21 protein-coding genes are annotated in these 21,775 nt (G+C 69.7%); 14 read left to right on the plus strand and 7 right to left on the minus strand.

Features of this window, described 5'->3' with window-relative positions:
* Positions 1 to 35: 35 nt before the first annotated feature.
* Positions 36 to 1,016, plus strand: coding sequence for a GlxA family transcriptional regulator (locus tag ACIRGA_RS36395; RefSeq protein ID WP_400950334.1), 981 nt, complete (start codon positions 36 to 38; stop codon positions 1,014 to 1,016).
* Here the strand turns inward: ACIRGA_RS36395 and ACIRGA_RS36400 are convergent.
* Complete coding sequence (locus ACIRGA_RS36400) at positions 994 to 1,383, minus strand: cupin domain-containing protein (RefSeq protein ID WP_400950337.1); 390 nt, start codon at positions 1,381 to 1,383, stop codon at positions 994 to 996. The two genes, ACIRGA_RS36395 and ACIRGA_RS36400, sit on opposite strands and share 23 nt — an antisense overlap.
* A 52-nt stretch (positions 1,384 to 1,435) precedes the next feature.
* On the opposite strand from ACIRGA_RS36400, the gene ACIRGA_RS36405 reads away from it, so the two are divergent.
* Positions 1,436 to 2,401 carry a helix-turn-helix domain-containing protein gene (locus tag ACIRGA_RS36405; protein ID WP_400950340.1) on the plus strand — a complete coding sequence of 322 codons (966 nt, stop codon included), beginning with the start codon at positions 1,436 to 1,438 and terminating at the stop codon, positions 2,399 to 2,401.
* 86 nt (positions 2,402 to 2,487) lie between these two features.
* Here the strand turns inward: ACIRGA_RS36405 and trpD are convergent, their stop codons facing one another.
* The 3 genes from trpD to ACIRGA_RS36420 form a co-directional block, all read right to left on the minus strand.
* Entirely contained in the window at positions 2,488 to 3,519 is a 1,032-nt protein-coding gene (gene trpD / locus ACIRGA_RS36410) for an anthranilate phosphoribosyltransferase (RefSeq protein ID WP_400950342.1), read from the minus strand.
* A 4-nt stretch (positions 3,520 to 3,523) separates the two neighbouring features.
* Complete coding sequence (locus tag ACIRGA_RS36415; protein ID WP_400950383.1) at positions 3,524 to 3,934, minus strand: hypothetical protein; 411 nt, start codon at positions 3,932 to 3,934, stop codon at positions 3,524 to 3,526.
* Positions 3,935 to 3,995: 61 nt separating this feature from the next.
* Positions 3,996 to 4,412 carry a hypothetical protein gene (locus tag ACIRGA_RS36420; RefSeq protein WP_400950344.1) on the minus strand — a complete coding sequence of 139 codons (417 nt, stop codon included), beginning with the start codon at positions 4,410 to 4,412 and terminating at the stop codon, positions 3,996 to 3,998.
* A 95-nt stretch (positions 4,413 to 4,507) separates the two neighbouring features.
* Between ACIRGA_RS36420 and ACIRGA_RS36425 the strand changes: the two genes are divergently transcribed.
* From ACIRGA_RS36425 to ACIRGA_RS36440, 4 genes are read left to right on the plus strand one after another with little or no spacing between them, the layout of a single operon-like run.
* Positions 4,508 to 5,131, plus strand: coding sequence for a heme-copper oxidase subunit III (locus tag ACIRGA_RS36425; RefSeq protein ID WP_005164165.1), 624 nt, complete (start codon positions 4,508 to 4,510; stop codon positions 5,129 to 5,131).
* Positions 5,132 to 5,186: 55 nt separating this feature from the next.
* A complete protein-coding gene (locus ACIRGA_RS36430) occupies positions 5,187 to 6,005 on the plus strand; it encodes a c-type cytochrome (RefSeq protein WP_400950348.1) in 819 nt (272 codons plus the stop codon).
* Positions 6,002 to 7,135: a ubiquinol-cytochrome c reductase iron-sulfur subunit gene (locus tag ACIRGA_RS36435; RefSeq protein WP_400950351.1), complete on the plus strand. Its 1,134-nt coding sequence runs from the start codon at positions 6,002 to 6,004 to the stop codon at positions 7,133 to 7,135. Before ACIRGA_RS36430 ends, ACIRGA_RS36435 begins: the two co-directional genes overlap by 4 nt.
* Positions 7,132 to 8,799, plus strand: a complete 1,668-nt coding sequence (locus tag ACIRGA_RS36440; RefSeq protein ID WP_125787909.1) for a cytochrome bc complex cytochrome b subunit — start codon at positions 7,132 to 7,134, stop codon at positions 8,797 to 8,799. Before ACIRGA_RS36435 ends, ACIRGA_RS36440 begins: the two co-directional genes overlap by 4 nt.
* Positions 8,800 to 8,875: 76 nt before the next feature.
* Here the strand turns inward: ACIRGA_RS36440 and ACIRGA_RS36445 are convergent, their stop codons facing one another.
* Positions 8,876 to 9,160, minus strand: a complete 285-nt coding sequence (locus ACIRGA_RS36445; RefSeq protein WP_005154220.1) for an Lrp/AsnC family transcriptional regulator — start codon at positions 9,158 to 9,160, stop codon at positions 8,876 to 8,878.
* 37 nt (positions 9,161 to 9,197) lie between these two features.
* Positions 9,198 to 10,919 (minus strand): DEDD exonuclease domain-containing protein, encoded by a 1,722-nt coding sequence (locus ACIRGA_RS36450; RefSeq protein ID WP_400950356.1) that lies wholly within the window; start codon positions 10,917 to 10,919, stop codon positions 9,198 to 9,200.
* 96 nt (positions 10,920 to 11,015) lie between these two features.
* Here ACIRGA_RS36450 and ACIRGA_RS36455 point away from each other — a divergent pair, with 96 nt between their 5' ends.
* The 4 genes from ACIRGA_RS36455 (at position 11,016) to ACIRGA_RS36470 (ending at position 15,527) form a co-directional block, all read left to right on the plus strand.
* A complete protein-coding gene (locus tag ACIRGA_RS36455; RefSeq protein WP_400950359.1) occupies positions 11,016 to 12,404 on the plus strand; it encodes an NYN domain-containing protein in 1,389 nt (462 codons plus the stop codon).
* Positions 12,405 to 12,551: 147 nt separating this feature from the next.
* Positions 12,552 to 12,794, plus strand: coding sequence for a hypothetical protein (locus tag ACIRGA_RS36460; protein WP_400950363.1), 243 nt, complete (start codon positions 12,552 to 12,554; stop codon positions 12,792 to 12,794).
* A 445-nt stretch (positions 12,795 to 13,239) separates the two neighbouring features.
* A complete protein-coding gene (locus ACIRGA_RS36465; protein ID WP_400950366.1) occupies positions 13,240 to 14,292 on the plus strand; it encodes a C40 family peptidase in 1,053 nt (350 codons plus the stop codon).
* A gap of 77 nt (positions 14,293 to 14,369) precedes the next feature.
* Complete coding sequence (locus ACIRGA_RS36470) at positions 14,370 to 15,527, plus strand: glycosyltransferase family 4 protein (protein WP_378371445.1); 1,158 nt, start codon at positions 14,370 to 14,372, stop codon at positions 15,525 to 15,527.
* A 4-nt stretch (positions 15,528 to 15,531) separates the two neighbouring features.
* Here ACIRGA_RS36470 and ACIRGA_RS36475 read toward each other — a convergent pair whose 3' ends face one another.
* Entirely contained in the window at positions 15,532 to 16,155 is a 624-nt protein-coding gene (locus ACIRGA_RS36475) for a uridine kinase (RefSeq protein WP_400950368.1), read from the minus strand.
* Between the two features lie 124 nt (positions 16,156 to 16,279).
* Here ACIRGA_RS36475 and ACIRGA_RS36480 point away from each other — a divergent pair, with 124 nt between their 5' ends.
* The 4 genes from ACIRGA_RS36480 (at position 16,280) to ACIRGA_RS36495 (ending at position 21,663) form a co-directional block, all read left to right on the plus strand.
* Positions 16,280 to 16,633 carry an SRPBCC domain-containing protein gene (locus ACIRGA_RS36480; RefSeq protein WP_400950388.1) on the plus strand — a complete coding sequence of 118 codons (354 nt, stop codon included), beginning with the start codon at positions 16,280 to 16,282 and terminating at the stop codon, positions 16,631 to 16,633.
* A gap of 26 nt (positions 16,634 to 16,659) precedes the next feature.
* Entirely contained in the window at positions 16,660 to 17,859 is a 1,200-nt protein-coding gene (locus tag ACIRGA_RS36485) for a cytochrome P450 (protein WP_400950371.1), read from the plus strand.
* Positions 17,860 to 17,884: 25 nt separating this feature from the next.
* Positions 17,885 to 19,165 (plus strand): adenosylmethionine--8-amino-7-oxononanoate transaminase, encoded by a 1,281-nt coding sequence (locus ACIRGA_RS36490; RefSeq protein WP_400950373.1) that lies wholly within the window; start codon positions 17,885 to 17,887, stop codon positions 19,163 to 19,165.
* Between the two features lie 239 nt (positions 19,166 to 19,404).
* Positions 19,405 to 21,663, plus strand: a complete 2,259-nt coding sequence (locus tag ACIRGA_RS36495; RefSeq protein ID WP_400950376.1) for a bifunctional SulP family inorganic anion transporter/carbonic anhydrase — start codon at positions 19,405 to 19,407, stop codon at positions 21,661 to 21,663.
* Positions 21,664 to 21,775 lie beyond the last annotated feature (112 nt).

Genomic DNA, 21,775 nt, shown 5'->3' on the forward strand with positions numbered 1-21,775 from the left:
GACATCGACCGCAAAACTTGTGACACACTGCCCGGATGGATGTGAAGAAGGTCGCGGTGGTGCTCGCCGACCAGGTCTCGCCGTTCGAACTCGGCGTCGCCTGCGAGGTCTTCGGCACCGATCGCAGCGCCGACGGCATCGAGGGCTGGGACTTCGCGGTCTGCTCACCCGGCGGCGAGAACGTCCTGAGCTGGTCCGGTTTCGGGCTGAACAGCCTGGAGGGCCTGGACTTCGCGGCGTCCGCCGATCTGCTGATCGTTCCGACCTGCGCGCCGCGCAGCGCGAGTCCGCCGGAGCCGGTGCTCGAAGTGCTGCGCGACGCGGCGAGCCGGGGCGCCTGGGTCGCGGGTTTCTGCGCGGGCGTCTTCTCGCTCGGCTACGCGGGGCTGCTCGACGGGCGCAACTGCACCGTCCACTGGGTCTACGAGCAGGAGTTCCGGTCGCGCTTCCCGACGGCGAAGGTCGATCCGAAAGCGTTGTACGTCGACGACGGTGGCGTTCTCACCAGCGCGGGAACCGTCGCCGCAGTCGACTTGTGCCTGCATCTGGTGCGCGAGCTGCGCGGTGTCGCCGCGGCCACGACGCTGGCCAGGCGGATGGTCGCGGCGCCGCACCGGGTCGGCGGGCAGGCCCAGTTCGTGCAGGCGCCGGTGCCCGAGACGGCCGCGCCGGACGACACCGTGCTCGCCGAAGCGCTCGAATGGATCGAGCGGCGGCTCGACCGGCCGTTCACCGTCGCGGAACTCGCCCGTCGCAGCGGTTTGGGGGAGCGCACGTTCCTGCGCCGGTTCTCGGCGGCCACCGGTACGACGCCGCACCGGTGGCTCACCGAACGCCGCCTCGACCGTGCGCAGTCACTGCTCGAAGAGGGGCGTTTGTCCATTGAGGACATCGCGGTCGCCTGTGGATACGCCTCCGCGGCGGCGCTCCGGCACCAGTTCGGCAAGCTGCGCGGGACCAGCCCGAGTGCTTATCGCAGAACGTTTTCCCCCGCTAGATCTCCTGCCCCACGGTGACATGGACATGGTCGGGGACCTCTTCGTGCGCGTCGCCGACCGTGAGCGTTCCCGTCGGTTCGAACAGCAACAGCGACGCACCGTCCACTGAGGACGGTTTGTGATAGGTCCCGCGCGGGACGACGAAAACGGCGCCGCGCGGCAGCGTGACGACCCGTTCGCCCGCCTCTTCACGCAACGCTATGTCCAAGGTGCCGTCGAGGACGAGGAAGAACTCGTCGGTGTTCTCGTGGACGTGCCAGACGTGCTCGCCCGCGACCTTGGCGAGACGGACGTCGTAGTCGTTGACGTGGGCGACGATCCGCGGGCTCCAGATCTCGTCGAATCCGGCCAGCGCGGTTTCCAGATCGATCGGCTGCTTGCTCATGACCCGATCCTCGCCACTGGACCGCCAGGGTAGTGAGTGCTAGGAATCGCATATGTCGCATGATTCCTCGCACAAGGTCGCCGTCCTGGTCGACGAAGGGTCCAATCCCTTCGAAATGGGCGTCGCGACCGAGCTCTTCGGCCTGCGCCGGCCGGAGCTGGGCAGGCCTTGGTACGACTTCACGATGTGCGCCGCCGAGCCGTCCGTGCGCATGCACCTCGGCATGTTCACCCTCACCGGGGTCGCCGGGCTCGAAGCCGTCGAGGACGCCGACACGGTGATCGTGCCCAACCGGCCCGATCCGGAGAGCCCGGCCAGGGATTCGGTGCTGACGGCCGTCCGCACCGCGGCCGAGCGGGGTGCGCGGTTGGTGAGCTTCTGCACCGGCGCCTTCACCCTCGCGCAGGCGGGGGTCCTGGACGGACGGCGCGCGACGACGCACTGGAAATGGGCGGCGCTTTTCCGGCGATCGTATCCCGACGTGCTGCTGGAGCCGGACGTCCTCTTCGTGGACGACGGCGACGTCCTGACCGCCGCGGGCAGCGCGGCCGCGCTCGATCTGGGGCTGCACCTGATCAGCCGCGACCACGGCGCCGAGATCGCCAACGCGGTGAGCAGGCGGCTGGTGTTCGCCGGGCACCGCGACGGCGGTCAGCGGCAGTTCGTCGAACGCCCGCTGCCGCCGGTGCCGGACACCTCGCTGGCGCCGGTGCTCGCCTGGGCGCGGGAACGGCTGGACCGGCCGCTCACCGTCGCCGACCTCGCCGCGCGGGCGGCGGCCAGCCAGGCGACGCTGCACCGGCGGTTCCGCGCAGAACTGGGGACGACGCCGCTGGCGTGGCTCACGACGGAACGGATCGCGCTGGCGTGCCGCCTGATCGAACGCGGGGAGCAGCGGCTCGACCGGGTGGCGCGGGCTTCGGGGTTCGGTACCGCGGCGAATCTGCGGACCCAGCTTCGGCGGGCTACGGGGCTGACGCCCACGGCTTACCGGGCACGCTTCAGCACCGCCTCTTGACCGACGCGTTTCGTCCTCTGAATGCGGTCCTTGCGCGTGCAACTACCGCATTCAGAGGACGAAACGCGTGTCGTGAAAGGCGTGGGTCAGGCGAAGGCGATCCATCGGTTCAGCAGGTCGGCCGCCGCGCCCGAATCGATGGCCGAGGCCGCCCGTGCGAGCCCGGCCGCGAGGTCGTCTTCCAGCGACCCCGAGAACCCGGCGAAAGCCGCCAGCGCGGCCGCCGAGTTGAGCAGCACCGCGTCCCGGACCGGTCCGGTCTTCCCGGCCATCACCTGCCGGAACACCTCGGCGTTGTGCGCCGCGTCGCCGCCGCGCAGGTCGTCGGCGGTGGCGCGGGCGATGCCCAGCGAGGCGGGGTCGAAGCTCCGCTCGGTGATCTCGCCGCCGGAGACCACCCACACCGAACTCGTGGTCGTGGTCGTGATCTCGTCCAGCCCGTCGTCGCCGCGCACGAGCAGCACGGTCATCCCGCGCCGCGCGAACACCTCGGCCAGCACGCGGGTCTTGTCCGCGTACGCGCAGCCGATCAGCGAACTGCGCGGCTGCGCCGGGTTGGTCAAGGGACCCAGCAGGTTGAACGTCGTCGGCACGCCGAGCTCGCCGCGGGTCGGACCGGCGTGGCGCAGGGCCGGGTGGAACTTCGGCGCGAAGCAGAAGCCGATGCCCAGCTCGTTGACACTGCGCTGGACCGTCTCCGGCGGCAGGTCGATGGTGACGCCCAGCTCCTCCAGCACGTCCGCCGCGCCGGACTTCGACGAAGCGCTCCGGTTGCCGTGCTTGGCCACCGGTGCGCCGGCCGCGGCCGTCACCACCGTGGCCATGGTGGAGATGTTGACCGAATTGGACCGGTCGCCGCCGGTGCCGACGATGTCCACCGACGGCCGGTCGATCGTCACGCGTTTGGCGTGCGCCAGCATGGCGTCGGCCATGCCGGAGATCTCCGCCGGTGTCTCACCCTTCGCGCGCAGCGCGACGGCGAACCCGGCGATCTGGGAGGGCGTCGCCGCCCCGCTCATGATCTGGTCCATCGCCCACGCGGTGTCCTCCTCGGACAGATCCGCGCGCGCGATGAGCTGGTTGAGCAGGGACGGCCACGTCTTGACGGCCGCGCTCATCGGCTCAGCCGTGCACAGCCGGCACCCGCCGGGCGCGCAGCACGTCGGCGACGGTCTCGGCGGCGGTCAGCGGGTCGAGCGGGTGGACCAGCACCGCGTCGGCCTGCGACCAGGTCGCGAGCCAGCGGTCGTCCTTGCGCCGCACCGACACCACGATCGGGGGGCAGTCCTCGATCTCGTTCTTCAGCTGGCGGGTCAGCCCGATGCCGCCGGTCGGCTGTGCCTCGCCGTCGAGGATGGCCAGGTCCACGTTGCCCGCGTCCATCTCGACGAGGACCTCGGAGATGCCGGACGCCTCGGTGTAGTCCACCCGGCCGAGGTCGGTGGCGGGCCTGCGGCCGACGGCGTTGATGATCGCCTCGCGCACCTCCGCCTTGTGGCTGAACACCAGGATCCGCATCGCCTGCTCGCCCATGAGCGCGCCTCCGCCTCGTCTAGTCATGTCGACCCCGCGATGTTATCCGCCATGACCGACATCACGTGGACGCACCCGACGGCTGGAGCGCGTCCCAGCCCAGAGAATCGCCGCCGAGCCGTTGCGCGAGCCCCGCCATCCGCGACCGTTCCTGCGCGCAGTGCAGCGCGTCGAGGGTCTGGACGCGCACCGCGTGCACGACGGCGAACTCGCCGTCCGGTCCCTGTTCTCGCAGCTCCCAGCCGTCCTGGGCGAGGATCGAGGCCGCCTCCGCCACCTTTCCGGGCGGCAGCTTCAGGTGATGGCGCAGGATCGCGGGCGCTTCGGCGACCCAAGCGGGTGATCTCGCCAACGCCGAAGAATCCGCCTCGACCGGATCGAAGGCCTCCACGACGATCTCCACGCCGGGCGTGTCGACCGTCAGGCCTGGGACGGAAGGCTTCCTGACCAGGTCACGAAGCCGATCTAGTAAACCCATGAGTAGCCCGGTTCCCACTTTCGTTCAGATGTGACCCGACACGCACGCGACTTGCCGTGGACCCACCCGGCGGGCCCCGTGCGTGAGAGGACATAATGCGACGCGTGACAACGGCAGCTCCCACCATCAGCCAGCGGGTCCACTCGCTGAACCGGCCGAACATGGTCAGTGTCGGCACCATCGTGTGGCTGTCCAGCGAACTGATGTTCTTCGCCGGACTGTTCGCCATGTTCTTCACCGTGAAGGCGCAGAACGCCACCGGTCAGTGGCCGCCGCCGCTGCACGGTGAGCCCTTCGAGTTGAACGTCGCCTTGGCGATCCCGTTCACGGTGATCCTCGTGGCTTCCTCGTTCACCTGCCAGTTCGGCGTGTTCGCCGCCGAAAAGGGCGACGTCTTCGGCCTTCGACGCTGGTACATCATCACGTTGATCATGGGCGCGATCTTCGTCGGCGGCCAGGGTTACGAGTACCTCCACCTGATCGACGAGGGGATGACGATCCCGTCCGGCCCGTTCGGCACGGTCTTCTTCCTCGCGACCGGGTTCCACGGCCTGCACGTCATCGGCGGGCTCATCGCGTTCGTGTACCTGCTCATCCGCACCAAGCTGAGCAAGTTCACCCCGGCCCAGGCCACCTCGGCGATCGTGGTGTCGTACTACTGGCACTTCGTCGACATCGTGTGGGTGGGCCTGTTCGCGGTGATCTACATCCTTCCGTGAACGAAGCCGCCACCACGACCTATCGGCCTGAACTGACAGCAAGGGTTGCCGCAAGATGACCTCCAGCAAGAACACTACGGAGCGCCGCTTCCGCAAGCGGTCGAAGGCACGCAGGCGGTTCGCCGGCGCGCTGGCGCTCGGGATCGCGCTGCTCAGCGTGGGCGGGTTGTACGCCGTTTTCGCCCCGGAGCCGCAGACCGCGCAGGCGCAGGGCGAATCCGCCCTCCTGCGCGAGGGCGAGAAGATCTACAACAACACGTGTATCGAATGTCACGGGCCGAAGCTCGAAGGTGTCACCGACCGTGGCCCGAGCCTCATCGGCATCGGCGACGCGGCCGTGTACTTCCAGACCTCCTCCGGCCGTATGCCCGCGGTGCGTCAGGAAGCCCAGGCGCAGCGGAAGCCGCCGAAGCTGTCCGAGGCCGAGATCAACGCGCTCGGCGCCTACATCCAGGCCAACGGTGGCGGCGCGCAGCGTCCCGCCGAGAAGGGTGACGCGCTGCGCGGCGACGACGTCGCGCGCGGCAGCGAACTCTTCCGCCTCAACTGCGCCTCCTGCCACGGCTTCACCGGCCGCGGCGGCGCGCTCTCCTCGGGCAAGTTCGCCCCGAACCTGGACCCGGCCACGGAAGAGCAGATCTACACCGCGATGCTCACCGGGCCGCAGAACATGCCCAAGTTCTCCGACCGGCAGCTGTCGCCGGAGGAGAAGAAGGACATCATCGCGTTCGTGAAGTCCGTGAGTCACGGGAACAACGCACCCGGCGGTAGCTCGCTCGGCGGTCTTGGCCCGGCTTCGGAGGGCGCGATCGCGTGGATCGTCGGGATCGCCGCGCTGATCGGCGTGACGTTGTGGATTGGATCGAAGGCATGAGCGCCGAAGGGCCGAAGCCGCCGACAGAGGCGGAATTGGCGGACATGGATCGCGACCAGCTCGTCAAGCTGGGTACCGCGCTCGACGGGGTCGAGATCGTGGAGTACCCGCAGCCGTGGCCGGTCGAGGGGACACGGGCGGAGAAGCGCGCCGAGCGCGCTGTCGCCCTCTGGTTCGTGCTGGCCGCGCTGTCCGGCCTCGCGTTCGTGGTCCTCATCGCGTGGCCGCACTGGTTCGAGTACAAGGAGCCGGGCACGACCGGCTACACCAAGTACACGCTGTACACGCCGCTGCTCGGGGTCTCCCTCGGGCTCGCCGTGCTCAGCCTCGGCATCGGTGTGATCCTCTACACCAAGAAGTTCGTCCCGGCCGAGGTCTCGGTGCAGGAGCGCGGTGACGGCGGGTCGAAAGAGGTCGACAAGGCCACCATCCTCGCCCAGCTGGCCGACTCGGGTAACCGTATGACCATCGCGCGCCGCTCGATGATCAAGCGGTCCGCGGGCGCCGGTGCCGGTGTGCTCGGTCTCGCCGTCGCGGCACTGCCGGTCGCGTCCTTCATCAAGGACCCGTGGAAGGACACCGAGAACCGCGATTCGCTGTGGCACTCGGGCTGGAAGAAGAACTTCCCGGACGAGGTCGTCTACCTGCGCCGCAACACCGGCCGTCCGCACGAGGTCTCCCTGGTCAGGGTCGAGGACCTCGACGCGGGCGCCATGGAGACGGTCTTCCCGTTCCGCGAGTCCGAGCGTGAGGACGAGCACGCGCTGTCGGCCGCCTTCAAGCGGGTCGACAACCCGGTCATGCTGATCCGTCTCCGCCCGACCGACGCCGCCAAGGTCGTCAAGCGTCAGGGCCAGGAGGACTACAACTTCGGCGACTACTACGCGTACACGAAGATCTGCAGCCACGTGGGCTGCCCGACCTCCCTGTACGAGCAGCGGACCAACCGCATCCTCTGCCCTTGCCACCAGTCGCAGTTCGACGCGCTCCACTACGCCAAGCCGATTTTCGGGCCGGCGACCCGGCCTTTGGCCCAGCTTCCGATTACAGTGGACAAAGAGGGCTACCTGATCGCGCGCGGAGACTTCAACGAGGCCGTCGGACCGGCCTTTTGGGAGCGTAAGTCATGAGTTCACTCACCACCCCGACCAAGGGGACGAACCCGGTCGAGAAGGCCGCGGGCGCTGGTGCGAAGTGGGCCGACGACCGGTATCACCTGGCCAAGGGCATGCGGCACCAGCTCAACAAGGTGTTCCCGACGCACTGGTCGTTCCTGCTCGGCGAGATCGCGCTCTACAGCTTCATCATCCTGTTGCTGTCGGGTGTCTATCTCACGCTGTTCTTCGACCCCTCCATGGAGGAGGTCGTCTACAACGGCAGCTACACCGGTCTGCAGGGCGTCGAGATGTCGCGGGCCTTCGCGACCACGCTCGACATCTCGTTCGACGTCCGGGGCGGCCTCTTCGTCCGCCAGCTGCACCACTGGGCCGCGCTGATCTTCGTGGCTTCGATGATGGTGCACATGTTCCGGATCTTCTTCACCGGCGCGTTCCGCCGCCCGCGTGAGGCGAACTGGGTCATCGGCGCGCTGCTGCTGGTCCTGGGCATGTTCGAAGGCTTCTTCGGCTACTCGCTCCCGGACGACCTGCTCTCCGGTACCGGTATCCGCGCGACCCTGTCGGGCATCGTGCTCTCGGTGCCGGTCATGGGCACGTGGATCCACTGGGCGCTGTTCGGCGGGGAGTTCCCCGGCAACGAGATCATCCCGCGCCTGTACACGATCCACATCCTGCTGCTGCCGGGCATCATGCTCGGCCTGGTGGCCGCGCACCTCGCGCTGGTCTGGTACCAGAAGCACACGCAGTTCCCCGGCGTGCGCCGCAAGGAGACCAACGTCGTCGGCGTCCGCATCATGCCGGTCTTCGCGCTCAAGGGTGGTGCGTTCTTCGCGCTGGTCACCGGAGTCATCGCGCTGATGTCGGGCCTCTTCCAGATCAACCCGATCTGGAACATCGGCCCGTACAACGCGGCGCAGGTCTCGGCGGGTTCACAGCCGGACTGGTACATGGCCTGGGCCGACGGCATGCTGCGGATCTGGCCCGCGTGGGAGCTCTACCTCGGGAACTACACGGTCCCCGCGGTGTTCTTCCCCGGCGCGGTCGGGATGCCGCTGCTGATCGGGTTGCTGGTGATGTACCCCTGGATCGAGCGAAAGCTGTCCAAGGACACCGCGCACCACAACCTGCTGCAGCGTCCGCGCGACGTCCCGGTCCGGACCTCGCTGGGCATCATGGCCCTGACGTTCTTCGCGGTCATCATGCTGTCGGGCTTCAACGACATCATCGCGTTCGCCTTCGACATCTCGCTGAACGCGACGACGTGGGCGGGCCGGATCGGTGTCCTGCTGCTGCCGCCGATCGCGTACTACATCACCTACCGGATCTGCCTCGGCCTCCAGCGGGCCGACCGCGAGGTGCTGGAGCACGGTGTCGAAACCGGCATCATCAAGCGCCTGCCGCACGGTGAGTTCATCGAGATCCACCAGCCGCTCGGCCCGGTGGACGACCACGGCCACGCGATCCCGCTCGAGTACCAGGGCGCGTCGGTGCCGAAGAAGATGAACAAGCTCGGCTCGGCCGGACACGCCGTCGCCGGTTCGACCTGGTCCCCGGACCCGGTCGAGGAGACGATCGCGCTGGAGCGCGCCCGGTCCAACGGGCACGGCAACGGCAAGGTCGACGACATCGGTGGCGAGCCTTCGCAGGAGCGCAAGGAGATCACCTCCGGGCACTAGCTCGTCGGAAGTACATGAAGGCCCCCTTCACTGCGCTAGACGCGGTGAAGGGGGCCTTCATGTACTTGGGGGAAGCTCAGGCGCCTTCGACGCCGATGTCGAACGCGGACTCGCTGTCGGCCTTCGAGTACGAGCGGAACGCGATGTGCGTGACCGTGCTCAGCACGCCCGGAACCTTGCCGATCTTCGCCGGGATCAGGTCCGCGAGGTCTTCGTGAGCCGCGACGCGGACCGACGCGATCAGATCGACGTCGCCCGCGCAGGAGTAGACCTCGCGGACACCCTCGATGTCCGCGATCGCCTGTGCCGCCTCGGGGATGGCATCGGCTTCGACCTGGATCAGCACGATCGCCGTGATCAAAGGGTCCTCCTACGTCAGTGAATCCGGTGCCGGAATCCTAGCCCGCCACGCGTTCCAGTGCCGTCGCGCTCGATGCCAGGTCGAGCCACTCCTGCCAGCCGCCCGCCACGGCGGCGGGCTCCGCCCAGGGCTGCGTCGTGCGCACCAGCCGGACGCCCGGGCGGGTCAGCCAGCGCAGGAGGATCTGGACCTCCTCCGGGATCGCGCCGAAGAGCGGGCCGGGGCCGGGGATGACCGTCTCCGCCGAGGCCACGAGCATTTCGACGACCGGCATCGGCGGCACCCCGCGCCGCGCCACCCCCGCCGACGCGAGCCTGCCGTGCCGGATCACCGCCAGTTCCCAGCCGCCGTTCCCGTCCGGCCCGGCGGCGATCAGCTCCGGAATGCCCGCCAGCGCCGACTGCCGGTGCGCACGGCCGACCGCGCGGACCAGCCCGGCCAGCTGATCGCGATGCTGGGCGGCCTGTTCGTAGTGTTCGGCGGCCGAGAGCCGGGCCAGCTGGTCGGCGGCGGCCCGCAGCGGCCGTCCGTCCGTGCCGGCGATGAGGCCGGACACCGCCAGCACGCCCGGCCGGTACTCATCGACCGTCTGCAGCCCGGCGCACGGCGCTCCGCAGCGGCCGAGTTCGGCGAGGACACAGGGCGTCCCGCTCGGCGCGGTCGCCGAGATGCGCTGGGTGCACGTCCGCAGTCCCGAGGCGCCGGCGAGGGTGTCCGCGGCGGACCGGGCGTCGGTCTGGGTGCGAAAGGGCCCCAGCATCCCGTCTCGCGGCATGCGGACCACCGACAGGCGTGGGAACGCCTCCTCGGTCAGCGCGACCCACCAGGCGTGCCGTGGGTTCTTGGAACGGCGGTTGTACATGGGGCGGTGGGCGGCGATCAGCCGAAGCTCCCGGACGGCGGCCTCCAGCGCGTGCGCGCATTCGACCGCGTCGACCCGCTCGGCCAGCGCGACCATCTCCCGGATGCGCCCTCGGCTCTCCGAACCGGTGAAGTACTGGCGGACCCGGCGGCGCAGATCGGACGACGTCCCGACGTAGAGGACCTCGTCGCTCGGGCCGCGGAACAGGTAGACGCCGGGCCGCGAGGGCAGATGCTCGGCCAGCGACCGTTTGCGGCGCTGGGCCGCCGTCACCTCGGGCAGGTAGTCCAGCAGTTCCTCGAGGGTGTGGACGCCGAGGTTGCCCACCCTTTCGAGCAGCGCGTGCAGGACGTCGACGGTGGCGCGCGCGTCCGCGAGCGCGCGGTGGTTGGGCGTCGTGCGAGCTCCGAACAGCGCGGCCAGCGCGGAAAGCCGGTAGCTGGGCGTCTCGTCGCGGGAGATGACCCGGCGGGCGAGGCGGACCGTGCAGACGACGGCCGTCTTGGGCCAGTGGTAGCCGTGGCCTTCGCAGGCCGCGCGCATGAAGCCGGTGTCGAAGGCGGCGTTGTGCGCCACGAGCACGGCACCGGAGATGAATTCGAGGAACGCGGGCAGCACGCGCTCGATCCGGGGAGCGTCGTAGACCATCGCGGCGGTGATGCCGGTGAGCTCGACGATCTGGGGCGGGATCGGCATCCCCGGATTGACGAAGGTGGCGAACTCGCCGACGATCTCGCCCGCGCGGACCTTGACCGCGCCGATCTCGGTGATCCCGTCCGGACCGGGTTTCGTACCGGTGGTCTCCAGGTCGAATACGACGAAAGTGATGTCCCGCAAAGGAGTTCCCAGCTCGTCGAAGGCGAGTTGCGCCGCGCCGGGCCGCCGTCCGGTGTCCATGGTGGGGCACAGTAGGGGCGGCCACCGACAATCCCGGTATCCGCGCACGCCGTCCCATCCAGCGCGCCCGGAGGGCATGGGGCCTACGCTGGAGCGATGCAACCGCAGCCCGCAGTGCCCGAATCGCCCGAGGACGCCACCGGCGGCCCCTCGGGTGTCGTGGCGTCGGCGGGTGCGCCGGAAACGTCCGAAGAGGTGCCGGCCGAAGGCTGGACGGCCCTGCCGGAGACGGTGCGGGAGCGGATCGCCGAGCTGGCGGCCGCCGCCGTCGGCAAACTGCCGGTCGCCGACGTGCCGAGGCAGCTGCGTCCGGTCGCGAAGTTCGCCCCGGCGAAACGCGCGAAGCTCGGCGGGACGGCGTTGCTCACCGCGTTGGGGGAGTCGTCGCAGTTCCGGGTCGCGGTGACCGAATGGCTGCGTGACCATCGCAAGGACGCCCTCGACCCGAACGCCGCCGATTCCGTCGCCGCCGCGGCCGCGGCCGTGCTGCTGGGCGAGGCCGGCGCGGCCGGACGGGTCCGGCTGGTGGCGAAGAACGCCGAGGAGACGGCGTTGCGCGCCGAACGCGACGCCGCGCTGGCCCGCAACCAGCGGCTGGAGACCGAACTGGCCCAGTTGCGCGAAGAACTGCGCGAGGCCAAGGAGATCGCCGGTGGTGCGCGGGGCGAACGCGACGCCGAGGTCGAAAAGCTGTTGAAGCGTCTGCGGGAACAAGGTGTCCAGCTGCGCCAGGCGAAGGACGCCGTCGCCGAGGCGCATGCCCGGCTGGAAGCCGGAGGCGCCGAGAGCGCCGAGGAGATCAAGGCGCTGAAGGCCCAGTTGGACCGTGAGAGGCAGCGTGTCGCGACTGAACGGGCGCGGGCGGAGAAGGCCGTCACGGACGCCGAGATCGCCCGTCAGTCCGCCCGTGAGGCGCGACAGGCCGACGAGGTCCGGCTCGGGCTGCTGCTGGACACGATCGAAGGCGCCGTCGGCGGGCTTCGGCGCGAACTTTCGGTGAGCGCGCGGGGGCAGCGTCCGGCGGACATGGTCCGCGGCGCGACGTCGGGCCTCGGGGCGGGCGGCAAGATCCAGGACGTCACCGCACTCGACCGGCACCTCGCGCTGCCCAACGTGCACCTGATCGTCGACGGCTACAACGTCACGAAGACCGGGTATCCGGAGCTGGCGCTTTCCGACCAGCGCGACCGGCTGATCCACCAGCTTTCCGCGCTCGCCGCGCGGACTTCGGCCGAGGTCACCGTCGTGTTCGACGGGGCCGGTGTGCTCTCCGTGCCCGCCGCGGTACCGCGCGGGGTGCGGGTGCTGTTCTCCGAACGCGGCGTGCTCGCGGACGACGTCATCCGGTCCCTGGTCGCGGCCGAGCCGCCGGGGCGGCCGATGGTGGTCGCGAGCACGGACCGCGCGGTGGCGGACTCGGTGCGGGGCAAGGGCGCGCATCCGGTGCCGTCCGCGGTGCTGGTGTCGCGGCTCAGCCGGGTGTGAGATGTCGCGACTCGCGTGTCCGGAGCCGCGACTCGCGTGATCGGAGCCGTAATTCGCGTGATCGAAGGCGTAACTCGCGTGAGTGGGCCGGAACTGTCGGTGGTCGCTCTTAATGTGCACCTCACCACTGAAAGTGAGGAGCCCGAGATGGACGACAAGGCCATCGCCGATATTGCGGACATAGAGACGCTCGTCATCGATTGCGACCGGTGCGCGGTCCGCGGTGACGCATGTCATGACTGTGTCGTCAGCGTCCTCCTCGGCGCGCCGCCCGCGCTCGAATGGGACGCCGACGAGCGGAAAGCGGTCGACGCGCTCGCCGAAGCCGGGATGGTGCCGCGGCTCCGGATGGTCGAGATCGTGGCGCAGGAGCGCCGGAAATCGGCCTGAGGACACACCTCGACCGGGGTATTCGACGAGTGGTCGATCCGATCGGGTGAACGGTAGGTAGTCGCGATCAGCCCCAGGTTGTAACACCCGTCACACCTTTCCGCTCATGCTGGTCCAAAGGTGTTTCGGCGCATCACGGAGAGTTTTTGCGCCTGCCATGGTGGACGTGGTGCCCGTGGTTTCGTAACCTGTCCGAGATCTCGTGGCCGGAAGTCGTCGCCAGACGGCGACACGGGATCGCCACTGAGGCAGCTTTGTCGGGGAGCTGCACCGGAACCAGCCGCGCGCCAAACCTGTTGCGATAGCACTCGGCCAGGCGCGAGGCGGGAACGCGGGGAACCGCGCGGGCCTCACGGCCGGCGTCGCGGCTTCGCGGAAGAGGGCCCCCGACCTCTTCGCCCGGGTTCCGAGTCGGTGGCCGACAGCAAAGGAGACACGCGCGACCGTGCAGTCGCATCCAGTCAAGCGCGTGGTGTCAGGAGCTTTGGCCGCTGCCGCGGTGATCACCGCGGTGACCGTGGCCCAGCCTTCCGCCACCGCAGCCCCAGGCCCCGCCCTCCAACAGCCCCCGTCCGGCTCGGACGCCCTCGCCAAGTACCGCGACCTCGCGGCACAGGCCGAGAAGGCGAACGAAGACCTCCTCAAGGCGAAGGACGACCTCGCCGCGAAGCAGGCTGAGCTCGACAAGGCCACGGCAGACGCCGCCGCCGCCAAGGACCTCGGTGTCAAGGCGGCCGGTGACGAGAAGACGTTCCAGGCCGAGGTCAACAAGTTCGCCGGTGCCTCCTTCACCAGCGGTGTGCAGCTGAACAAGCTGTCGTCGCTGCTGTCGGGCGCGTCGACCCAGGACTTCCTGGAGCGCTCCTCGGCGCTCGAGGTCCTCGCCGCGAACAAGAACACCGCTCTGAACAACCTGAGCGGTGCGGTCGCCCAGGCCGCCGCGGCCGCGAAGCAGGCCGCGGACGCCCAGAACACCGCCACCGCCGCCCGCGACACCGCCGCCAAGCTGACGACGGACATCGAGGCGCGCAAGAAGACGCTGGACGACCAGGTCAAGGAGATCCAGCGGGCCAGCGGCAACCTGAGCGCCGCGGACCGGAGCGCCCAGAAGGACAAGGGCGGCGCCTTCCCCGACGTGCCTGCCCCGGGTCCCGCCGCGGCGACCGCCCTCGCGGCCGCCAAGAGCAAGCTCGGCAGCCCGTACGGCTGGGGCGACACCGGCCCGTCGTCCTTCGACTGCTCCGGTCTGATGCTCTGGGCGTACAAGCAGGCGGGTCTCACCCTGCCGCGGTCCAGCCGTCAGCAGTCCACCTTCGGCGCCGCGGTGCAGCGTTCGCAGCTGCAGCCGGGCGACCTGGTGTTCTACAACTCGCCGGTCTCGCATGTCGGCATGTACGTCGGCAACGGCATGATGGTGCACGCGCCGACCACCGGTGACGTCGTCAAGGTGTCGCCGCTGCAGAACAACTACGTCGGCGCCCGTCGCCCGACGGCCTGACGAACAGACGAAAAGGGGCGGTACCGCGCAGGCGGTGCCGCCCCTTTCGCGTGCGGCGGGCCAAGTAGCCTGCAGGGGTGCTGAGGACCCTGCTGGTGACCAACGACTTCCCGCCCCGGCCGGGCGGCATCCAGAACTACCTGAACTCGCTGGCCACCCGCCTGCCCGCGGACGACCTGGTCGTCTACGCCCCGTCCTGGGAATCGAGCACCGGCTCGCACGGCGAGTTCGACGCCGCCGCCCCGTTCGAGGTGGTGCGCCATCCGACGTCGCTGATGTTGCCGACCCCGGACGTGCTCAAGCGGGCGAAGGAGATCATGCGCGCCCGCGACTGCGAGGCCGTCTGGTTCGGCGCCGCGGCGCCGCTGGCGTTGCTGGGGCATCCGCTGCGTTCGGCGGGCGCCCGCCGGGTACTGGCGTCGACGCACGGCCACGAGGTCGGCTGGTCGATGCTGCCGGGTTCCCGGCAGGCATTGCGGCGGATCGGCGACACCGTCGACGTGATCACGTACGTGAGCAAGTACACGCGCTCCCGCTTTTCGGCCGCTTTCGGCCCGATGGCGGGGCTGGAGATGCTCCCGTGCGGCGTGGACACCGCGCTCTACCGGCCGGATCCGGCCGCGGGCAAGGAGATCCGCGAACGGCACGGTCTCGCCGACCGGCCGACGATCGTCTGCGTTTCGCGGCTGGTGCCGCGCAAGGGCCAGGACATGCTGATCAAGATCCTGCCCGAGCTTCGCAAGCGGATCCCGGACGTGGCGCTGCTGCTCGTCGGCGGCGGCCCGTACCGCAAGACGCTCACCGGGCTCGTCGAAGCGCTGGGGGTCGAAGACAGCGTCGTCATCACCGGATCGGTGCCGTGGAAGGAGTTGCCCGCGCACTACAACGCGGGTGACGTCTTCGCGATGCCGGCGCGGACGCGCGGGAAGGGGCTCGACGTCGAGGGCCTGGGCATCGTGTACCTGGAGGCCTCGGCGACCGGGCTGCCGGTCGTCGCCGGGAACTCGGGCGGTGCGCCGGAGACGGTGCTGGACGAGGTCACCGGGCACGTCGTCGACGGCCGCGACGAGCAACAGCTGCGGGAGACGCTGGCCGCGTTGCTCGCCGATCCGGTGCGGGCACGGCGGATGGGGGCCGCCGGCCGCGACTGGGTCGGCGAGAACTGGCGGTGGGACACCATGGCGAGCAGGCTTTCGGGCCTGCTCGACGGTGACCCCGTCGCGGCGGTGCGCTGAGGAATCAGGGTTCGTAGCGCGCCGGATGCTTCGGATCGTCGACGCGGATCACCACGTCGGACAGCGCCGACGGGTCGACTTCTCGTTCGTAGCGCGCATAGGCGGGGAGCGCCCAGGCGTCGGGCACCCGCCGCTCGAGCGCGGCGGGCGAGAGCCACAGGTGCACGCTCAGATCGAAGGCGAGCCCCGCGCCGAACAGGAACTCGCCGTCCAGCAGGACGACACCGCCCTCGGGCAGCGCGACGCGTTCGGCGCGAGTGGCGCGATCGCGGACCGGGTTCCACAGCGACGGAAGGACCAAGCCGCTGCCGTCCTCGGCGAGCGGGTCGAGGACTTCGCGGCGCAGGGCGCCGAGGTCGAGCCAGTCGCTGTAGCGCGAATCCGGATCCTCTTTGCCGCGTTCGAAGCGCAGTGAAGCGGGGCGCAGGAAGTCGTTCGCCGAGATCCGCAACGCCGCGTGACCGGCGATGCGCAGGGGATCGACCAGGGCGTCCGCGAGTTCTGTGGTGTCGGTCGCACCGGCCGCGCCGTCGATGGCGACCGCGATCCGGCGGCGGCCCGTGATCGAGGTGATGCGTTCGGTCAGTTCGGACACCAGCAGAGCGGGAGAAAACGGACGGTAGCGCACGGAAAGACATCCTCCACCCGGACCGGTGACCGTCGCACGGTACACCCGATGGGATGATGGCCCGGTGACCAAAGCAACGGCCAAAACAGCCGGAAGTGGTTGGCAGGTAGGCGTTTCCCAGACGGTGCCGTACAACAGCACGCAGGTGTGGGACTTCCTGGTCGGACGTGAAGGCGTCGGCATCTGGCTCGGCCCGGGCGCCGAACTCGGCCACGAGCCGGGCGCGGGGTACGAGACGGCCAACGGGACGACCGGTGAGATCCGCCGTCGCTCCGAGGGCGACAAGCTCCGGCTGACCTGGCGCCCGAAGGACTGGGACCACGACTCGACCCTGCAGATCACGGTGAGCGGCACCGACCAGAAGACCACGTTCCGGTTCCACCAGGAATGGCTCGCGGGCGCCGACGAGCGCGAGGAACAGCGGGCATACTGGACCGAAGTGACCGAGCGAGTGGTGGCCGCGCTGGCCGAACGCTGACCGGCGCGCCGGGGAGGCGCGTACCGATGGGGGAACCGAAGAACCTGGACTGGGATCTCGTCCAGGAACCACACCGGGTCTCGGCGCTGCTGCGCGAAGAGGGCCCGGCCCGCAAGGTCCGGATGCCGCGCGGCCTGGAGACCTGGATCGTCACCGGATACGCCGAAGCCCGCGCGATCCTCTCGGATCCCCGTGTCGGCAAGGACCCGGTGGCCATGAGGCGGCTGTTCGAACGCGACGGCTTTGATTCCGCCGGTGACAGCGCCGTGCGCGCGCTCGGCGGGCATATGCTCAACACGGATCCGCCGGACCACACGCGGCTGCGCAAACTGGTCAACCAGGCCTTCACCTCGCGCACCGTTTCCCGGCTGCGGCCGAGGATCGAGCAGATCACCGCGGAACTGCTGGACGGCATCGGCGACGCCGAACGCGTCGACCTGCTGCCCGCCTTCGCGGTTCCGCTGCCGATCCGGGTGATCTGCGAACTGCTCGGCGTGCACGCGGGCGACCGGCCGGCGTTCGCGAAGTGGTCGAACACGATGCTCGCCTGGTCGACGCCCGAAGAGCTCCAAGCCGCGGCCGCGCAGATGCACGCGTACCTCGTCGAACTCATCGAGGAGAAGCGAGCGGAGCCCGTCGAAGACCTGCTTTCCGGCTTGATCCACGCCAGCGACGAAGGCGATTCGCTGTCCGCGGACGAGTTGGTGGCCATGGCGTTCCTGCTGCTGGTGGCGGGGTTCGAGACGACGGTCAACCTGATCGCGAACAGCGTCTTCGCGCTGCTTCGGGAGCCGGACCAGCTGGCCGCGCTCCGCGGGAATCCCGATCTGCTGCCCGGGGCGGTCGAGGAGTTCCTGCGTTACGACGGCGCGATCCACCTGGCGACCATCCGGTTCACCAAGGAACCCGTGCCGGTCGGTGACGTCGAGATCCCGGCGGATGAATTCGTGCTCGTCTCGCTGCTCGGCGCGAACCGGGACGCCGAACGGTTCGAAGACCCGCACCGCCTGGACGTCACGCGCTCGGCGTCCGGGCATCTCGCGTTCGGGCACGGCATCCACTACTGCGTCGGCGCCCCGCTGGCCCGTCTGGAGACCGAGATCGCCTTGCGCGGACTGCTGGAGAGGTTCCCCGCCCTCGACCTGGACGCCGAACCGGAAACCTTGCGGTGGCGGGAAAGCGCCCTCGTCCACGGCCTGGAAACCCTCCCTGTGCGCCTGCGCTGAGGAGGACGTGTCGTAGGGTCGCCGGATGGACGCCGCCGAACTCCTCGCGCTCGACGCGGAACACGTCTGGCACCCGTACGGGCCGATGCCGAGCACGATCGACTCCCTGCTGGTCCGCGAGGCGAGCGGGGTCCGGCTCACCCTCGACGACGGCCGCGAACTGGTCGACGGCATGTCGTCCTGGTGGGCGGCGATCCACGGCTACCGGAACCCGGTGCTGGACGCGGCGCTGGCCGAGCAGGCGGGCCGGATGAGTCACGTGATGTTCGGCGGGCTCACCCACGAACCGGCCATCAGGCTGGCGAAGACGCTGGTCGACCTCGCGCCGGAGGGCTTGCGGCACGTCTTCTTGTGCGACTCGGGATCGGTGTCGGTCGAGGTCGCCGTCAAGATGTGCCTGCAGTACTGGCAGTCGGTGGGGCGCAAGGAAAAGCGGCGCCTGATGACGTGGCGCGGCGGATACCACGGCGACACGTTCACGCCGATGAGCGTCTGCGACCCCGACGGCGGGATGCATGCGCTGTGGCGCGGGATCCTGCCGGAGCAGCTGTTCCTGCCCAAGCCGCCCGGCGGTTTCGCCGACGAGCCGGATCAGGACTACCTCGAGCTGCTCGCGACCGAGATCGAGCGGAACGCGGGCGAACTGGCCGCGATCATCGTCGAGCCGGTCGTGCAGGGTGCCGGCGGCATGCGGTTCCACCCGCCCGCGTACCTGCGCGCGCTGCGCGAGCTCACCGAAGCCCACGACATCCTGCTCATCTTCGACGAGATCGCCACGGGTTTCGGCCGCACCGGCCGGATGTTCGCCGCCGAGCACGCCGGGGTCACGCCCGATGTCCTGTGCCTCGGCAAGGCGCTGACCGGTGGGTACCTGACGATGGCCGCGGCGCTGTGCACGCCGGAGATCGCCGACGGGATCTCGCGCGGTGAACTGCCGGTGCTGGCCCACGGCCCGACGTTCATGGCGAACCCGCTGTCCTCGGCCGTCGCCAACGCCTCGCTGGGGATCCTGGCCGAAGGCGGCTGGAAAGCGGACGTCCCGCGGATCGAGGCCGCGCTGAAGGCCGGGCTCGAACCGGCCCGCGAGCTGCCTTCGGTCGTCGATGTGCGGGTCCTCGGCGCCATCGGCGTGATCGAACTGGACCATCCCGTGGACATGGCGGTGGCGACGGAGATCCTCACCGAGAACGGGGTCTGGCTGCGCCCGTTCCGGAACCTGATCTACACGATGCCGCCGTACATTTCCGAGGGGGAGGACCTCGCCGCGATCACTTCCGCAATGGTCTCGGCCGCACAAAAAGCGTAAAAACGGCAAAGTTCAGCCCAAAGAGTGTGACAGCGGCCACAGCAATCCGGAGAGGCCACGCTGGGTACAGAGCGTGGTCGTGAGTTGATCTTGATCCAGCGAACGGGCGAGTCCGATCGGGGTCCTTCTCGGGTGGTTTGCCGTGAAAGCGTGGTATGCCCTAGTTCCCGGGCGCACAAGCAAACCTGAGAAACCTTTGCGTAGCGGACTTTTGCGCGCCGATCGGGTTTCCTGCCCCCATGATCGACATCGTTGGTGACGAGCACGACACCGGGCCTCCGGGCCGCCGCCATCCCGCATCGACCCTCCTGAAGAACCTTCGCCACGACGTCCCGGCTTCGGTCGTCGTCTTCCTCGTGGCGGTCCCGCTTTCGCTCGGCGTCGCACACGCCGCCGGAGCCCCCTTGCTCGCCGGACTCGTCTCCGCCGTCGTCGGCGGAATCGTCGCGAGTCTCTTCGGCGCCTCCGCCCTGCAAGTCAGCGGTCCGTCCGCCGCGCTGACCATCGTCATCGCGGAGACCATCGCCACCTTCGGCTGGGCCGCCACCTGCGCGATGACCGCCGCGGCGGGCGTGGTCCAGATCCTCTTCGGCCTCACCCGCGTCGCGCGGGCGACGCTGGCGATCTCGCCCGCGATCGTGCACGGCCTGCTCGCCGGGATCGGCCTGATCCTCGTCCTCGGCCAGTTGCACGTCGTGCTCGGCGGTGTGGCGCGGGGTTCCACGATCGAGAACGTCCTCGCGCTGCCCGGCCGGATCGTCGGCCATCACGATCAAGCCGCGCTGATCGGCGTGGTCACCGTCGGCGTCCTGCTGGCGTGGACCCGGATGCCGCTTCCGGTGCGCCGCGTCCCCGGCCCGCTGGCCGCCGTCGCGCTGGCGACCGGCCTTTCCGTCGCGGCGGGGATGGACCTGCCGCGCGTCGACCTCCCGAACGGGCTGCCGGGGCTGGGTTTCGTCCCCCAGGCACCGTCCGGGTCTTGGGCGGCGATCATCGCCGCCGTCCTCTCCATCGCGCTCATCGCCAGCCTGGAGAGCCTGCTTTCCGCCGTCGCCATCGACAAACTTCGCGACGGACCGCGCACCGACCTCAACCGCGAACTGGTCGGCCAGGGCCTGGCGAACGTCGCCTCCGGGTCGCTCGGCGGCTTCCCGGTCACCGGCGTCGTCGTGCGCTCCATGACCAACTTCGAAGCGGGCGCCCGCACCCGGACGTCGGCGATCCTGCACAGCGTCTGGATCCTCGGCTGCTGCCTGTTCCTGGCGGGCGCGCTGCGGGCGATCCCGCTCGCCGCGCTCGCCGGTCTCCTCGTCCACGTCGGCGCCAAACTGGTCAACCTCACCAGCCTCCGCGAGGTCCGCCGCCACGGCGACCTGCCGGTCTATCTCGCGACCCTGCTCGGCGCGGTCGCCGTCAACCTGCTGACCGGTGTCGCCGCGGGGATCGCCGTGTCGCTCGCCTTGATGCTGCGCCGGATGCTGTTCTCCGGCATCCATGTCGAACGGGACGGCTCGCGGACCCGTGTCGTCATCGAGGGCGCGCTCACTTTCCTTTCCGTGCCAAGGCTCACGACCGTCCTTGCCGAAGTGCCCGAGCGCGCGGAGGTGACGCTGGAGCTGTTCGTCGACTACCTCGACCATGCCGCGTTCGACTGCCTGCGCGGCTGGCAGCGCGCGTACGAACGCGCCGGGGGGACCGTGATCGTCGACGAGATCGGGCATCCGTGGTTCGAACGCGGCAAGGCGGGCGTGCCGACCGTGCGCCGCGGCGTCGCGTCCCGCGTGGTGCCGCGCTGGCTCGCGCCGTGGTCGGAATGGCAGGCCGGGCATCTCGAACTGCCGAGCCAGCGCGGCGGCAGTGTTCCGTTGTGCCGCGGCGCTTCGGAGTTCCAGCGACGGACGGCGCCGCTGCTGCGGAGCACCTGGGACGGGCTGGCGAACGGGCAGCGGCCGCATACGTTGTTCATCACCTGTGGCGACGCGCGGATCGTGCCGAACCTGATCACCACGAGCGGGCCGGGGGACCTGTTCACCGTGCGGAACATCGGAAATCTCGTCCCGCACGCCGGCGCCGAAGCGGATTTCTCGGTGGGGGCGGCGATCGAGTACGCCGTCGGGCTGCTGCGGGTGCGGGAAGTGGTGGTGTGCGGGCATTCCGGCTGCGGCGCGATGAAGGCGTTGCTCGGGGACGCGCCCGACGGCCTCGCGCATCTCGGCGGCTGGCTGCGCCACGGCGAGGAAACCTTGCGGCGCAGGGAAAGCGAGGGGCCGGTGCTGCTGGACGGCGCGCGACCGGCGCACGAAGGCGACCAGCTCGCCCTGCACAACGTGGTACGGCAACTGGAAAACCTGCGCTCGTATCCGGTGGTCGAGGCCGCCCTGGCGAGGGGCGAGCTCCGGCTGACGGGGATGTATTTCGACGTCGGGAAGGCGAACGTGTACCTGCTCGACGAAGCGCTGCGGTCGTTCACTTCGGCGGCGACGCCGGTCAAGTCCTGAGCGGGTCGTGTGGGGGGGGGTGGGGGTGTAAAACCAAACCCCACCAACACCCCCAAATACCCGGGGCCCCCCCCGGCAAAACCCAAAAAAGGGAGCCCCAAACCAATTAGGA

Origin of the sequence: Amycolatopsis sp. NPDC102389, from assembly GCF_044765885.1 — a bacterium.
Classification (GTDB): Bacteria; Actinomycetota; Actinomycetes; order Mycobacteriales; family Pseudonocardiaceae; genus Amycolatopsis.

What these genes read in the sequence shown, in the direction of transcription:
- ACIRGA_RS36405 (WP_400950340.1), top strand. Translation starts at nt 1,436, where the DNA reads ATGTCGCATGATTCCTCGCACAAGGTCGCCGTCCTGGTCGACGAAGGG.
- ACIRGA_RS36430 (WP_400950348.1), top strand. Translation starts at nt 5,187, where the DNA reads ATGACCTCCAGCAAGAACACTACGGAGCGCCGCTTCCGCAAGCGGTCG.
- trpD (WP_400950342.1), bottom strand. Translation starts at nt 3,519, where the DNA reads ATGAGCGCGGCCGTCAAGACGTGGCCGTCCCTGCTCAACCAGCTCATC.
- ACIRGA_RS36485 (WP_400950371.1), top strand. Translation starts at nt 16,660, where the DNA reads ATGGGGGAACCGAAGAACCTGGACTGGGATCTCGTCCAGGAACCACAC.
- ACIRGA_RS36400 (WP_400950337.1), bottom strand. Translation starts at nt 1,383, where the DNA reads ATGAGCAAGCAGCCGATCGATCTGGAAACCGCGCTGGCCGGATTCGAC.
- ACIRGA_RS36395 (WP_400950334.1), top strand. Translation starts at nt 36, where the DNA reads ATGGATGTGAAGAAGGTCGCGGTGGTGCTCGCCGACCAGGTCTCGCCG.
- ACIRGA_RS36460 (WP_400950363.1), top strand. Translation starts at nt 12,552, where the DNA reads ATGGACGACAAGGCCATCGCCGATATTGCGGACATAGAGACGCTCGTC.
- ACIRGA_RS36450 (WP_400950356.1), bottom strand. Translation starts at nt 10,919, where the DNA reads ATGGACACCGGACGGCGGCCCGGCGCGGCGCAACTCGCCTTCGACGAG.
- ACIRGA_RS36495 (WP_400950376.1), top strand. Translation starts at nt 19,405, where the DNA reads ATGATCGACATCGTTGGTGACGAGCACGACACCGGGCCTCCGGGCCGC.
- ACIRGA_RS36440 (WP_125787909.1), top strand. Translation starts at nt 7,132, where the DNA reads ATGAGTTCACTCACCACCCCGACCAAGGGGACGAACCCGGTCGAGAAG.
- ACIRGA_RS36490 (WP_400950373.1), top strand. Translation starts at nt 17,885, where the DNA reads ATGGACGCCGCCGAACTCCTCGCGCTCGACGCGGAACACGTCTGGCAC.
- ACIRGA_RS36420 (WP_400950344.1), bottom strand. Translation starts at nt 4,412, where the DNA reads ATGGGTTTACTAGATCGGCTTCGTGACCTGGTCAGGAAGCCTTCCGTC.
- ACIRGA_RS36455 (WP_400950359.1), top strand. Translation starts at nt 11,016, where the DNA reads ATGCAACCGCAGCCCGCAGTGCCCGAATCGCCCGAGGACGCCACCGGC.
- ACIRGA_RS36425 (WP_005164165.1), top strand. Translation starts at nt 4,508, where the DNA reads ATGCGACGCGTGACAACGGCAGCTCCCACCATCAGCCAGCGGGTCCAC.
- ACIRGA_RS36415 (WP_400950383.1), bottom strand. Translation starts at nt 3,934, where the DNA reads ATGGGCGAGCAGGCGATGCGGATCCTGGTGTTCAGCCACAAGGCGGAG.
- ACIRGA_RS36435 (WP_400950351.1), top strand. Translation starts at nt 6,002, where the DNA reads ATGAGCGCCGAAGGGCCGAAGCCGCCGACAGAGGCGGAATTGGCGGAC.